We start from the raw sequence: 13,714 nt of genomic DNA, 5'->3' as shown, positions 1-13,714 counted from the left end.
CTGGTACGGCTCAGCCGACTACGGTCCAGGTGTCGTTCCCCGCGAGCAGCGCGCCGAGGTCGCCCTTGCCCTTGCGCTCGACGGCGGCGTCGATCTGGGTCGACATCTGGTCGTCGTACACCGGCCGCCGGACGTCCCGCAGCACCCCGATGGGGGTGTGGTGGAGGGTGTCCGGGTGGGCCAGCCGGGACAGCGCGAAGGCGGTGGTAGGGGAGGTCGCGTGGGCGTCGTGGACGAGGATCCGGCCCTCGTTCTCCGGGGTGACCGCGACGACCTCCAGATCGCCGGTGGCCTGGTCCCGTACGACGCCCTTGGCGCCGTCGACGCCGAAGCGGATCGGCCGCCCGTGCTCCAGCCGGATCACGGCCTCCTCGGCCTGCTCCTTGTCCTTGAGCGCCTCGAAGGCGCCGTCGTTGAAGATGTTGCAGTTCTGGTAGATCTCCACCAGCGCGGTCCCCGGGTGGGCGGCGGCCTCGCGCAGCACCTGGGTGAGGTGCTTGCGGTCGGAGTCCACGGTCCGGGCGACGAAGCCCGCCTCGGCGCCGATGGCCAGGGAGAGCGGGTTGAAGGGTGCGTCCAGGGAGCCCATCGGGGTGGACTTGGTGATCTTGCCGACCTCGGACGTCGGGCTGTACTGGCCCTTCGTGAGGCCGTAGATGCGGTTGTTGAAGAGCAGGATCTTCAGGTTCACATTGCGGCGCAGGGCGTGGATGAGGTGGTTGCCGCCGATGGACAGCGCGTCGCCGTCACCGGTGACCACCCACACCGACAGATCGCGCCGCGAGGCCGCGAGGCCGGTGGCGATGGCGGGGGCGCGGCCGTGGATCGAGTGCATCCCGTAGGTGTTCATGTAGTACGGGAAGCGGGAGGAGCAGCCGATGCCGGAGACGAAGACGATGTTCTCCTTCGCCAGCCCCAGCTCGGGCATGAAGCCCTGCACGGCGGCGAGGACCGCGTAGTCGCCGCAGCCGGGGCACCAGCGCACTTCCTGGTCGGACTTGAAGTCCTTCATGGACTGCTTGCCCTCGGCCTTGGGCACCAGGGACAGCGCCTCGGTCAGGGCGAGGGGCGGCTGCGAGAGGGTCTCAGTCATCGATGGCCTCCTTGAGGACCGACGCCAGCTGCTCGGCCTTGAACGGCAGCCCCCGCACCTGGGTGAAGGAGCGGGCGTCGACGAGGTACTTGGCGCGGATGAGGGTGGCGAGCTGGCCGAGGTTCATCTCGGGCACGACGACCTTGTCGTACCGGGCCAGCACCGCGCCGAGGTTGGCCGGGAAGGGGTTGAGGTGGCGCAGATGGGCCTGCGCGATCCGGTCGCCCGCGCGGCGCACCCGGCGCACCGCGGCGGTGATCGGCCCGTACGTCGAGCCCCAGCCCAGCACCAGGGTGCGGGCGTCGCCCGTCGGGTCGTCGACCGCCAGCTCCTCGACCTCGATGCCGTCGACCTTGGCCTGCCGGACGCGGACCATGTGGTCGTGGTTGGCGGGGTCGTAGGAGATGTTGCCGGTGCCGTCCTGCTTCTCGATGCCGCCGATGCGGTGTTCGAGGCCCGGGGTGCCGGGCACCGCCCAGGGGCGGGCCAGGGTCTGCGGGTCGCGCTTGTACGGCCAGAAGACCTCGGTGCCGTCCTCGGTGGTGTGGTTGGGGCCGGTCGCGAACTGGACCCGCAGATCCGGCAGCCCGTCGACCTCCGGCACCCGCCACGGCTCCGACCCGTTGGCCAGATAGCCGTCGGAGAGCACGAAGACCGGGGTGCGGTAGGTGAGCGCGATCCGCGCCGCGTCCAGCGTGGCGTCGAAGCAGTCGGCGGGGGTCTTCGGCGCCACGATCGGCACCGGGGCCTCGCCGTTGCGCCCGTACATGGCCTGGAGCAGATCCGCCTGCTCGGTCTTGGTCGGCAGTCCGGTGGACGGCCCGCCGCGCTGGATGTCGATCACCAGCAGCGGCAGCTCAAGCGACACCGCGAGACCGATGGTCTCCGACTTCAGCGCCACGCCGGGGCCGGAGGTGGTGGTCACCGCGAGCTGCCCGCCGAACGCCGCCCCCAGCGCCGCGCCGATCCCGGCGATCTCGTCCTCGGCCTGGAAGGTGCGCACGCCGAAGTTCTTGTGCTTGCTCAGCTCGTGCAGGATGTCGGAGGCCGGGGTGATCGGGTACGAGCCCAGGAACAGCGGCAGATCCGCCTGCTGGGACGCGGCGATCAGCCCGTACGACAGCGCAAGGTTGCCGGAGATGTTCCGGTACGTACCCGCCGGGAAGGCGGTCGCGGCGGGCGCCACCTCGTAGGAGACCGCGAAGTCCTCGGTCGTCTCGCCGAAGTTCCACCCGGCCCGGAAGGCCGCCACGTTCGCCTCGGCGATCTCCGGCTTCTTGGCGAACTTCTGGCGCAGGAACGCCTCGGTGTTCTCCGTGGGCCGGTGGTACATCCACGACAGCAGGCCGAGCGCGAACATGTTCTTGCTGCGCTCCGCCTCCTTCCGCGACAGCCCGAACTCCTTCAGGGCCTCCACCGTCAGCGTCGTCAGCGGCACCGGGTGGACCTGGTAGGCCTCCAGCGAGCCGTCCTCGAGCGGGCTGCGGTCGTAGCCGACCTTCGCCATCGGGCGCTTGGTGAACTCGTCGGTGTTGACGATGATGTCGGCGCCGCGCGGTACGTCGCCCAGGTTGGCCTTGAGCGCGGCCGGGTTCATCGCCACCAGGACGTCCGGCGCGTCGCCGGGGGTGAGGATGTCGTGATCGGCGAAGTGGAGCTGGAAGCTCGACACTCCGGGCAGGGTTCCGGCGGGGGCGCGGATCTCCGCCGGGAAGTTCGGCAGGGTCGACAGGTCGTTCCCGAAGGACGCCGTCTCCGAGGTGAAGCGGTCTCCGGTGAGCTGCATACCGTCACCGGAGTCACCCGCGAATCGGATGATCACACGATCCAGACGGCGGACCTCCTTGCCGCCGTCCGGTGTTCCCCGTTCCCCGGCGAGCCCTCGCTCGCCCTGCTGATCGGCTGGTTCGGCCTGTTCGGCCGGGCTGACCTGGCTGGTCACTGCTTCGGACCTCCCTCGAGGCGGCGCACCTGGACCGTCGGTGCCGACCGGTTGTCCCATGACCATCGTACGTCGGTAAGGCTGGCCTTCCTTGGCCGGATCCCTTGGCGGATCCCGCGCCAAGTGTCCGCTATATGACAATGTGGCACGACTTTCCCCGTCCCCCGTGGTGTCATTTCGGGTGATCCCCGTCACTCGGCCTTTGGTGCCGCTTTGGTCCTACGACCGGCGCTCGACCGGCACTGTCAGGAGTTGAGGTAGGTGAGCACCGCGAGCACCCGGCGGTGATCCCCGTCACTCGGCGACAGGCCGAGCTTCAGGAAGATGTTGCTGACGTGCTTCTCGACCGCGCCGTCGCTCACCACCAGCTGCCTGGCGATGGCCCCGTTCGTCCGGCCCTCGGCCATCAGGACCAGGACCTCCCGCTCCCGCGGGGTGAGCCCGGCCAGCACATCCTGCTTACGGCTGCGCCCCAGCAGCTGGGCTACGACCTCCGGATCCAGCGCCGTACCGCCGCTCGCCACCCGCACCACCGCGTCCACGAACTCGCGCACCTCGGCCACCCGGTCCTTGAGCAGATAGCCGATGCCGCGGCTGTTCCCGGCCAGCAGCTCGGTCGCGTACTGCTCCTCCACGTACTGCGACAGCACCAGCACCCCGAGCCCCGGATGGTCGCGGCGCAGCTGGATGGCGGCCCGTACCCCCTCGTCGGTGTGGGTGGGCGGCATCCGTACGTCGGCGACCACCACATCCGGCAGCGCGCCCTCGTCGGCCAGCGCGCGGACCGTCTTGACCAGCGCCTCCCCGTCCCCCACGCCCGCGACGACCTCATGGCCGCGGTCGGTCAGCAGCCGGGTCAGGCCCTCCCGCAGCAGCACCGAATCCTCGGCGATGACCACCCGCACTCTGTCTTCCACGATGCCCGGCCCCCAGTTGCCGTTCGAATTGTCGGGGCCAGCATTCCAGGATTCGGACGAATCCGCCGCGTATAGCGCGCGTCATGCGGACCGTGTCAGCGCCAGGGCAGCTCGACCGTCACCGACGTCGGGCCGCCGGGCGGGGAGTGGACGATCAGCACCCCGTCGACCGCCTCGATGCGGTCGGCAAGACCGGCCAGCCCACTGCCCCCGGCCCCGCTGCCCGCCCCGCCGCGTCCGTCGTCGCCGACCCGCAGCATCACACGGCCGTCGGCGCGCCACACGTCGATGTCGGCGGTGTGGGCGTGGCTGTGTTTGCTGATGTTCTGGAGGAGTTCGGAGACGGTGAAGTAGGCGATGCCTTCGATGGCGGGTGCGGGTCGCTGGGGTAGGTCGACGGTGACGGTGACGGGGACGGTGCAGCGGGCGGCGAGTGCGGAGAGGGCGGGGCCGAGTCCGCGGTCGGTGAGGATGGCGGGGTGGATGCCGCGGGCGAGGTCGCGGAGTTCTTGGAGGGCGAGTTTTACTTCGCCGTGTGCTTCGTCGACCATGCGGGCGGCTGCTTGGGGGTCTTCGTCGAGTTTTTCTTTGGCGAGGCCGAGGTCCATGGCGAGGGCGACGAGGCGGGCTTGTGCTCCGTCGTGGAGGTCGCGTTCGATGCGGCGCAGGTCGGCGGCGGCGGTGTCGACCACCGTGCCCCGGTCCGACTCCAGCTCCCACACCCGCGACGCCAGCCGGGACGGGCCCAGCAGCCCGGTCACCAGCAGCCGGTCGACGGACGTCAGCGCCCGCATCACCCACGGCGTCGCCAGCAGGAACAGCACCCCCACGACACAGGTCGCGGTGATCTCGAACGAGGTGTCGAGGTAGAGGTGCCACCCTCGCTCGTCGTCCCCGAACAGTTCCATGCCCGGCCGGTCGAGGTACGCGGGGAAGACCCACCGCCACAGCGGATACGTCGCGAACCCCCAGCCGTAGCAGGCGAACACGATCCCCACGGTGAACGCGAAGATCGCCCACGGCAGGTGCAGCAGCGCGTACAGCACATGCCGCCACGACGTGCCGCTCTTCAGCAGCGCCCCCACCCACGACACCGGCCCCCGCTTGCCGCCCGCCGCGCGGACCGGCTCCGGCTCGGCCACGTCGAGGCCCAGCAGCGCCCGGGCGCGGGCCCGCTCCACGACCCCGATGCCCCGGCAGCCCGCCAGGGCGGCGCCGAGCACCGGAACGCCGAGGAAGGTGATCAGGAGGCCCGCGCCGAGGGAGAGCATGACGACCGCGTACGTGAAGGTCAGGATCGACATCGGCAGGCTGATCAGCAGATAGAGGAACTCCCGCCAGACGCGGGCCTGGAACGGCGCGCGCAGTACCGGCGGCACCAGGCCGCCCCGGGGCTCGCTCCCCGGCCCGTACGGTCCGTATGCGGTGGCCATCTCGTCGTCCGTCCTCCCGAACCGAAGCCGGTGCCCGGCTTGTCCGCTGTCGTCGTCATCCAGAGTCCCGGGGAGCGGCGGTCCCGGCCATGAAGCGGGTCGGCGTCTTCGCCCGGGGGCTAACCCCACCCCTCGCACCGCCCTACCGGGTCTTGCGGGCCGTCGCCGGGGGGCGGGGGACGCCGCCCGTACGGCTCGTACCGTCCCGGTCGCGCCACGGCAGCTCGGCGTCCACCGAGGTCGGGCCGCCGGGCGGGGACGCCACCGTGAACCGGCCGTCGACCGCCTCGATGCGCTCGGCCAGACCCGCCAGCCCGCCGCCCCCGGCCGGGGCCGCGCCACCGCGCCCGTCGTCCCGCACTCCGATCAGCAACCGGCTGCCCGACCGGGACAGCGACACGTCGGCGGTGTGGGCGTGGCTGTGTTTGCTGATGTTCTGGAGGAGTTCGGAGACGGTGAAGTAGGCGATGCCTTCGATGGCGGGTGCGGGTCGCTGGGGTAGGTCGACGGTGACGGTGACGGGGACGGTGCAGCGGGCGGCGAGTGCGGAGAGGGCGGGGCCGAGTCCGCGGTCGGTGAGGATGGCGGGGTGGATGCCGCGGGCGAGGTCGCGGAGTTCTTGGAGGGCGAGTTTTACTTCGCCGTGTGCTTCGTCGACCATGCGGGCGGCTGCTTGGGGGTCTTCGTCGAGTTTTTCTTTGGCGAGGCCGAGGTCCATGGCGAGGGCGACGAGGCGGGCTTGTGCTCCGTCGTGGAGGTCGCGTTCGATGCGGCGCAGGTCGGCGGCGGCGGTGTCGACCACCGTTCCCCGATCCGACTCCAGCTCCGCGATCCGCCGCTCCAGCTCGTCCGACGGCGACAGCAGCCCGCGCACCATCACCCGGTCCACGTTGGTCAGCGCCCTGGCGATCCACGGCAGCACCGGCCAGGCGATGAACAGCGAGGTCAGCGTCAGGGTGAAGGTGAGGATGCCCCAGGGCAGCCGGATGGCCGCGTACAGCGTGGCGCGCCAGCCCACCGGATCCCGCAGGCTCCGCCACAGCCAGCTGAAGAAGCCGTCGTCCAGCCCGCGCGGCATGCGGCTGGGCTCGTCCACCCGGAGCGCCAGCAGCGTACGGGCGCGGCTCCGCTCGCACCGGGCGAACCACCGGCTGCCCAGCAGCCCCAGCGCCAGCACCGGCAGCCCGCCGATCGTGACCGCCATGCCCACGCCCACGGCCAGCCACATCAGGGCGTAGACGAAGCCGAAGACGCCCAGCGGCAGATTGAGCAGGAGATGGGAGATCTCCTTCCAGGTCTGCGCGGGATAGGCGAAGGCGGGCGGGCGCGGCAGCCGCTCGACGCGCTCGTCGCCGGAACCGGCAGGGGAACCGGCGGGGGAGCCGTCGGGGGAACTGGAGGTCATGGCACCAAAGAGTGCCGCGCCCCGGCGGGCGGCGCCATGGGGTACATCGCCGGACGCGAGTAGGGCTAGCCCCCGTAGCCCCAGCCTCCGTGGGCTCCGCGCTCCGCATGCCGGACGGGCGGATCACCCCACCGCCGGTAGGGCCTAGACTCCCGTGCGTACGGATCGTCGAACACACGCGGTCGACGAGCAGCAGGCAGGACAGGGAGCGAGGGGCGGACGTGCCGGAGGCGACGACCGTACGCGCGGCCAGTGGCGTCCCGCTCGCGGCCGACTATTTCCACGCCTATACGGTGGTGGGCCTGGTCGCGGCGGTCGGGGTGCTCTTCGTGGCCGTGGCCTTCGGGGCAGGGCGGCTGCTGCGGCCGGTGGTGCCGACGCCCGAGAAGCTGCTGACGTACGAGTGCGGCGTGGACCCCGTGGGCGAGAGCTGGGCACACACCCAGGTCCGCTACTACGTCTACGCTTTCTTGTATGTGATTTTCGCGGTGGATTCGATCTTCCTGTTCCCATGGGCGACGGTCTTCGCCGCGCCCGGTTTCGGCGCCGCCACCCTGGTGGAGATGTTCATCTTCCTCGGGTTCCTCGCCGTAGGTCTGCTGTACGCATGGAAGAAGGGCGTCCTGGAATGGACGTGACACCGACCCCCGCGCAGGCTCCCGTGGATCTCCCGGAGCCGCGCCGCCTCGGCCCGCTCGCCCGGCTGGCGCCCGAACCGATGAAGGTGGTCCTGAACTGGGGCCGCCGCTACAGCCTGTGGGTCTTCAACTTCGGGCTGGCCTGCTGCGCCATCGAGTTCATCGCCGCCTCGATGGCCCGCCACGACTTCATCCGGCTCGGCGTGATCCCCTTCGCGCCCGGACCGCGCCAGGCCGACCTGATGGTCGTCTCCGGCACCGTCACCGACAAGATGGCGCCCGCGGTCAAGCGGCTCTACGAGCAGATGCCGGAGCCGAAGTACGTGATCTCCTTCGGCGCCTGCTCGAACTGCGGCGGCCCCTACTGGGACTCGTACGCCGTGACCAAGGGCGTCGACCAGATCATCCCGGTCGATGTGTACGTCCCCGGCTGCCCGCCCCGGCCCGAGGCGCTGCTCCAGGGCATCCTCAAGCTCCAGGAGAAGATCGCCCGCGAGTCGCTGGGGGAGCGGTACGCGAAGGGCGGCCGCCCGTCCACGGCCGCGCTGCGCAGCGGTCTGGTCGCGCCCCCGGCCGCCGGGGAGGACACGCCATGACCGAGCCGACCGAGGCCGCTGAGCCTGTCGAGCCTGCTGAGCAGGCGGTGGGCTGGCTGCCGGGCCCCGCCCCCGAGCTGTTCGGCGCGGGCGCCACGGCCGAGGAGTCATACGGCCTGCTCACGGTCGACGTGCCCGCCGACGCCTGGATCGCGGCGCTGGAGACCGCCCGCGACACCCTCGGCTGCACCTACTTCGACTGGCTGAGCGCCGTGGACGAGCCCGGCGTGGGCTTCCGGGTGGCCGCGCACGTCGCCGCCCTCACCCCGGGCGCCGCCATACGCCGCCTGCTGGTCCGCACCACCGTGCCGCACGACGCGGCCACGCTGCCCACCGCCGTGGGCGTCTACGCGGGCGCGGCCTGGCACGAGCGCGAGACCCACGAGATGTTCGGGATCGGCTTCAGCGGCCACCCCGGCCTCGCGCCGCTGCTGCTGCCCGACAGCTTCGAGGGCCACCCGCTGCGCAAGGACTTCGTGCTGGCGGCCCGGGTCGCCAAGGCATGGCCGGGCGCGAAGGAGCCGGGGGAGTCCGACCACGGCGGCCCCAAGCGGCGCCAGATGCTTCCCCCGGGCGTGCCCGACCCCAACGAATGGGGCCCGCTCAAGGGCCAGCTCCCGCCCGCCCCGGCCCGCCCGGCCCGAGGCGCCCGCGCCGCGGGCGACCGCCCGGTGCGCCGCACGCGCACCGCGTCGGCCGGTTCGGCGTCCCAGTCCGAAGCGGCCGCCGAGCCGAAGACCACCGACGCTGCCCCGCCCGAGCGCCCGGCCCGCCGCACGCGCAGCGCGTCGGCGGGCTCGGCGAGCCAGCAGGCGGCGGCCGCCGAACCGACGGCGCCGGAGCCGACCCCGGCGCCCGAGGGCGACAGCGCGGCCAAGCCCGACGCCTCGGACGCGGCAACGACCGAGCGCCCGGCGCGGCGGCCGCGCTCGTCCGACGCCCCCTGGCACCACGCACGCCCGGCACAAGACGACGCGGAGCAGGGCGCCGCGGAACCGGGCGCCCCGGAGCAACCGGAAGCCGCGAAACCCGAAGCCGCGAAACCCGGCACCGCGAAACCGGAAGGCGACGAACCGGAAACCGGTGAACCCGGCAACGGCGAACCGCACGACGAGACGACCCGACCCGACGGCCCACCAGGAGGCACCGCGTGAACGACGTCCTCGACGTCGCGCTGCGACTGCTCGTCCTCCTCGTCGCGTTCCTGGTCCTCCCGCTGCTCGTCGGCCAGACCGAGCACAAGGTCATGGCCCATATGCAGGGCCGCCTCGGGCCGATGTACGCGGGCGGCTTCCACGGGTGGGCCCAGCTGGTCGCGGACGGCGTGAAGTTCGCGCAGAAGGAGGACGTCGTGCCGGCCGGGGCCGACCGGCGGATCTTCCAGCTCGCGCCCGCCGTCGCGCTGCTGCCGTATCTGCTGGTCCTGGTCGCGATCCCGGTCGGCCCCGGCAGCGGCGCGGTCGGGCAGGTCGTCGACGCGGGCATCTTCTTCGTGCTCGCCGTGATGGGCGTCGGCGTGCTGGGCTCGCTGATGGCGGGCTGGGCGTCGGCGAATAAGTTCTCCCTGCTCGGCGGGTTGCGGACGGCCGCCCAGCTCATGGCGTACGAGCTGCCGATGCTGCTCACCGCCGCGTCCGTGGCGATGGCCGCGGGCACGGTGTCGCTGCCCGGCATCCTCGACGCGTTCCAGTGGTGGTGGGTGCCGTGGCAGATCGTCGGCGGGCTGGTGTTCTTCACCGCCGGGCTGGCCGAGCTGCAACGGCCGCCGTTCGACGCCCCGGTGGCCGACTCCGAGATCATCTTCGGCGCGTACACCGAGTACACCGGGCTGCGCTTCGCGCTCTTCCTGCTCGCCGAGTACGCGGGCATCGTGATCCTCTGCGGTCTGACCACCGTCCTGTTCCTCGGCGGCTGGCACGGACCGTTCTCGGGCGACGTGGGCTGGCTGTGGACGCTGCTCAAGACGGCCGTCCTCGCCTTCGTCGTGATCTGGCTGCGGGTGAGCTATCCGCGGCTGCGCGAGGACCAGTTGCAGAAGCTCGCCTGGACCTGCCTCATTCCGCTCTCGCTGGCCCAGATCGCCCTCACCGGCGTCGTCAAGGTGGTGATTTCCTGATGGGTATTCCCGGCTCCGGCCTGGCCAAGGGCCTGGCCGTCACCCTGCGCACGATGACCCGCAGGTCGCACACCGCGCAGTATCCGGACGCCCAGCCCGAACTGCCGCCCCGCACCCGTGGGGTGATCGGGCTGTTCGAGGAGAACTGCACGGTCTGCATGCTGTGCGCGCGCGAGTGCCCGGACTGGTGCATCTACATCGACTCGCACAAGGAGACGGTGCCCCCGGCGGCGCCGGGCGGGCGCGAGCGCAGCCGCAATGTGCTGGATCGGTTCGCCATCGACTTCGCCCTGTGCATGTACTGCGGTATCTGCATCGAGGTGTGTCCTTTCGACGCGCTGTTCTGGTCGCCGGAGTTCGAGTACGCGGAGGAGGACATCCGCGACCTCACCCATGAGCGGGACAAGCTCCGCGAATGGATGTGGACCGTGCCCGCGCCGCCCGCGCTCGACCCGGCCGCCGAGGAGCCGAAGGAGATCGCCGCCGCCCGCAAGGCCGCCGAGAAGGCCGCCGCGGCGGAGGCGGCCAAGGCCGCCGAGGCTTCCGAGGCCAACGGCAGCGATGCCGACGGGCAGAGCGGGGCCGCCTCGTGAGCACCGCGGTCCAGCTGGCCGCCACCGGCCACGGGTTCCTGTCGCCCACCGGCGTGGAGATCGCCTTCCTCCTGGTGGGCATCGCGACGTTCGGCGCGGCCGTCGTCACCGTCACCACCAAGCAACTGGTGCACGCCGCGCTGTGGCTGGTGGTGGCGCTCGGCGGGCTCGCCGTGGAGTATCTGCTGCTCACCGCGGAGTTCATCGCCTGGGTGCAGGTGCTGATCTACGTCGGCTCCGTCGTCGTCCTCCTCCTCTTCGGGCTGATGCTGACCAAGGCGCCCATCGGCCGCTCCCCGGACGCCGATTCGGGCAACCGCCCGGCCGCCCTCGCGGTGGCCGTCGCCGCCGCGGCCGCGCTGGTGTGGGTGGTCGTGGACGCCTTCCGGGCCACCTGGATCGAGCTGGACAAGGGCGTACAGGGCTCCACCGCGGTCTCCGGTGAGAGCCTGTTCCGCTACTGGGTGCTGCCGTTCGAGGCGCTGTCCGTGCTGCTGCTCGCCGCGCTCGTCGGCGCGATCGTGCTGTCCCGCAAGAAGGTTGAGGAGAAGCGCTGATGCACCTCGCCTACCCCGCCGTGCTCGCCGTCCTCCTCTTCTGCACCGGTCTGTACGGCGTGCTGGCCCGCCGCAACGCGATCCTGGTGCTGATGTCGGTCGAGCTGATGCTCAACGCCGTCAACCTCAACCTCGTCGCCTTCGACGTCTGGCTCCGCGACACCCTGCACGCGGGCCAGGCGCTCACCCTGTTCACCATCGCCATCGCCGCCGCCGAGATCGGCATCGGTCTCGCCATCGTCCTGCTCGTCTACCGCAACCGGGGCACCTCCGACGTCGACCGGCTCCGGGACCTGGCCGACCCCCCGCCGAGCGGTCAGGACCCCATGGACGACGGCGACGACAGCATGGCAGCCGCCACTGACAACGGCCCCGACACCGAGGGCGCCCGGAGGCAGACCGCGTGACGACCACGACCGCCGCCGTTCTCGTCCCGCTCCTGCCCTTCCTCGGTGCCGCCGCGGGACTCCTGCTGGGCCGTCGCGCCCCCGGCTTCGTACGCCCCCTCGCCATCCTGCCGACCCTCGCCGCGACCGTGCTCGCCGTGCTGGTCGCCGTACGGCAGGGCGGCGGCGAGGGCGCCGGGAAGGCGCCGCTGACGATCGCCACCCGGCTCGCCGACACCGGCTCGGTCCCGATCGACCTGGCGCTGCACATCGACGGGTTCGCCGCCCTGGTCGCGGTCCTCGTCGGCGTCGTCGCGTGCTGCGTGCAGATCTACTCGACCGGCTATCTGCGGGACGACCCCCGCTACCCGTCCTACGCCGCGCTCGTCTCCCTCTTCACCGCCGCGATGCTCCTCGTCGTCTACTCCGACGACCTGATCGTGCTGCTCGTCGGCTGGGAGATCATGGGCATCTGCTCGTACTTCCTGGTCGGCCACTACTGGGAGACCGCGGCCGCCCGGTCAGCCTCCCTGAAGGCGTTCCTGGTCACCAAGCTCGGCGACGTCCCGTTCCTGATCGGCATCTTCGCGCTCGCCGGGGACACCGGCACGTTCCGCATCAGTGAGATCTACGCCCGGCTCACCGCCAGCACCTCCGGCGTCCCGCTGGACCACCCCACCCTGATCGCGCTGCTGCTGCTGGCCGGGGTCGCGGGCAAGTCGGCCCAGTTCCCGCTGCACACCTGGCTGCCGGACGCGATGGCGGGCCCCACCCCGGTGTCCGCGCTGATCCACGCGGCCACCATGGTCGCCGCCGGTGTCTACTTCATCGCCCGGCTGCTGCCCGTCTTCGTCTCCTCCGCCGCCGCGCTCGCCGTCCTCGCCGCCATGGCGGCGGTCACCATGGTCGGCTCGGCGCTCGCCGCGCTCGCCCAGGACGACATCAAGCGCGTCCTCGCCTACTCGACCGTCGGCCAGCTCGGCTACATGACCGGCGCGCTGGCTGTCGACGACCGCGGCGCGGCCGTCTTCCACCTCATCGCCCACGGCGCGTTCAAGGCGCTGCTCTTCCTCGGCGCGGGCGTGATCATCCACGCGGCCGGGACGAACTCCCTCGCCGCCATGTCCCGCATGAGCGGCCTCGCCAAGCGCATCCCCGACGCCTACTGGACGGTCACGGTCGCGCTGCTCGCGCTCGCCGCCATCCCGCCGTTCGCGGGCTTCTTCTCCAAGGAAGCCGTCCTCGGCGCCGCCGAGCACGCCGCCACCGGCCACACCTCCGCCGTGCCCACCGGCGTCGGCTGGACCGTGCTCGTGGCCGGGCTGCTCACCGCGCTGCTCACCGCCGCGTACGCCGGTCGGCTGTGGCTGCTCGCCTTCCGCGGCAAGGGCGAACAGGCCCCCGACCACGGCAGGCAGCCGGCCGCCCTCAACATCGTCCTGTGGGTGCTCTTCGTCCCCACGCTCGCCCTCGGGCTGTCCTACGGCACCCTCCCCGACTGGTTCGACGGCGAGACCCTCACCCCGACCCTCACCACCTCCGTGCTCGGCACCGGCGCCGCCCTCGTCGGCGTCCTCGTCATGTACGCCGCGTGGCGGCACACCTCGGCCCGGGCCGCCCGCGTACCGCTCGGTGCCGTGGCCGCCCACCCCGACGCCGCCGACGCGGTCTCCGAGGTCGAGGCCATCGCCACCCACGAGGCCGCGTACGGCTCCATCGCCGGGGCCACCGACCCCGCCGACCCCGGCCGCCTCCTCCTCGGCCCCCTCCACCGCCACGCGGCAGTCGGCTTCCACCTGGATGCCGTCTACCACGCCCTGTTCGTCCGCCCCGTGCGCGCCGCCGCCACCCTCGTCCGCTTCCTCGACCGTGAGGTCGTGGAGGCTTACGTACGCGGCGCGGCCGGTACCCCCCGGCTGCTCGGCGCGGCCGTCCGCCGCGCCCAGACGGGCAACGTGCAGACCTATCTCGGCGTGCTGCTCGCGGGCTCCCTCGTCCTGGCCGTGGCCGCCGTCCTCGTCGCAGCGGGAGCCTGACC

13 protein-coding genes are annotated in these 13,714 nt (G+C 71.9%); 8 read left to right on the top strand and 5 right to left on the bottom strand.

Annotated elements, in window-relative coordinates; all coding sequences use genetic code 11:
• Positions 1–10: 10 nt before the first annotated feature.
• The 5 genes from ACH4TL_RS38400 to ACH4TL_RS38380 all read right to left on the bottom strand — a co-directional run bounded on the left by ACH4TL_RS38400 (position 11) and on the right by ACH4TL_RS38380 (position 6,790).
• Entirely contained in the window at positions 11–1,093 is a 1,083-nt protein-coding gene (locus ACH4TL_RS38400) for a 2-oxoacid:ferredoxin oxidoreductase subunit beta (protein WP_398325163.1), read from the bottom strand.
• Entirely contained in the window at positions 1,086–3,035 is a 1,950-nt protein-coding gene (locus ACH4TL_RS38395; RefSeq protein ID WP_398325160.1) for a 2-oxoacid:acceptor oxidoreductase subunit alpha, read from the bottom strand. Before ACH4TL_RS38395 ends, ACH4TL_RS38400 begins: the two co-directional genes overlap by 8 nt.
• Before the next feature lie 245 nt (positions 3,036–3,280).
• Positions 3,281–3,940: a response regulator gene (locus ACH4TL_RS38390; RefSeq protein ID WP_398325468.1), complete on the bottom strand. Its 660-nt coding sequence runs from the start codon at positions 3,938–3,940 to the stop codon at positions 3,281–3,283.
• A 107-nt stretch (positions 3,941–4,047) separates the two neighbouring features.
• Entirely contained in the window at positions 4,048–5,385 is a 1,338-nt protein-coding gene (locus ACH4TL_RS38385; protein ID WP_398325157.1) for a sensor histidine kinase, read from the bottom strand.
• 142 nt (positions 5,386–5,527) lie between these two features.
• On the bottom strand, positions 5,528–6,790 hold the full coding sequence (locus ACH4TL_RS38380) for a sensor histidine kinase (RefSeq protein ID WP_398325154.1): 1,263 nt from the start codon (positions 6,788–6,790) through the stop codon (positions 5,528–5,530).
• A 221-nt stretch (positions 6,791–7,011) separates the two neighbouring features.
• Here ACH4TL_RS38380 and ACH4TL_RS38375 point away from each other — a divergent pair, with 221 nt between their 5' ends.
• Genes ACH4TL_RS38375 through ACH4TL_RS38340 form a run of 8 tightly spaced genes read left to right on the top strand, consistent with a single transcriptional unit; the run spans position 7,012 to position 13,712 of the window.
• Positions 7,012–7,428, top strand: coding sequence for an NADH-quinone oxidoreductase subunit A (locus ACH4TL_RS38375; protein WP_398325151.1), 417 nt, complete (start codon positions 7,012–7,014; stop codon positions 7,426–7,428).
• Positions 7,419–8,024, top strand: coding sequence for an NADH-quinone oxidoreductase subunit B (locus ACH4TL_RS38370; RefSeq protein WP_398325148.1), 606 nt, complete (start codon positions 7,419–7,421; stop codon positions 8,022–8,024). The genes ACH4TL_RS38375 and ACH4TL_RS38370 overlap by 10 nt, the downstream gene beginning before the upstream one ends.
• Entirely contained in the window at positions 8,021–9,178 is a 1,158-nt protein-coding gene (locus ACH4TL_RS38365) for an NADH-quinone oxidoreductase subunit C (protein WP_398325145.1), read from the top strand. The genes ACH4TL_RS38370 and ACH4TL_RS38365 overlap by 4 nt, the downstream gene beginning before the upstream one ends.
• Positions 9,175–10,140 (top strand): NADH-quinone oxidoreductase subunit H, encoded by a 966-nt coding sequence (locus ACH4TL_RS38360; protein WP_398325142.1) that lies wholly within the window; start codon positions 9,175–9,177, stop codon positions 10,138–10,140. Before ACH4TL_RS38365 ends, ACH4TL_RS38360 begins: the two co-directional genes overlap by 4 nt.
• Positions 10,140–10,733, top strand: a complete 594-nt coding sequence (locus tag ACH4TL_RS38355) for a NuoI/complex I 23 kDa subunit family protein (protein WP_398325139.1) — start codon at positions 10,140–10,142, stop codon at positions 10,731–10,733. The genes ACH4TL_RS38360 and ACH4TL_RS38355 overlap by 1 nt, the downstream gene beginning before the upstream one ends.
• A complete protein-coding gene (locus ACH4TL_RS38350; protein ID WP_398325136.1) occupies positions 10,730–11,290 on the top strand; it encodes an NADH-quinone oxidoreductase subunit J in 561 nt (186 codons plus the stop codon). Before ACH4TL_RS38355 ends, ACH4TL_RS38350 begins: the two co-directional genes overlap by 4 nt.
• The gene (nuoK, locus tag ACH4TL_RS38345; protein ID WP_398325133.1) at positions 11,290–11,697 is read left to right on the top strand and encodes an NADH-quinone oxidoreductase subunit NuoK; all 408 of its coding nucleotides are present in this window, start codon (positions 11,290–11,292) and stop codon (positions 11,695–11,697) included. The genes ACH4TL_RS38350 and nuoK overlap by 1 nt, the downstream gene beginning before the upstream one ends.
• A complete protein-coding gene (locus tag ACH4TL_RS38340; protein ID WP_398325130.1) occupies positions 11,694–13,712 on the top strand; it encodes an NADH-quinone oxidoreductase subunit L in 2,019 nt (672 codons plus the stop codon). The genes nuoK and ACH4TL_RS38340 overlap by 4 nt, the downstream gene beginning before the upstream one ends.
• Positions 13,713–13,714: the final 2 nt, after the last annotated feature.

Origin of the sequence: Streptomyces sp. NPDC021115, assembly GCF_044333065.1 — a bacterium.
Classification (GTDB): Bacteria; Actinomycetota; Actinomycetes; order Streptomycetales; family Streptomycetaceae; genus Streptomyces.
Note: the sequence above shows the minus strand (reverse complement) of the source record. Positions and strands in the feature narration are given on the sequence as shown.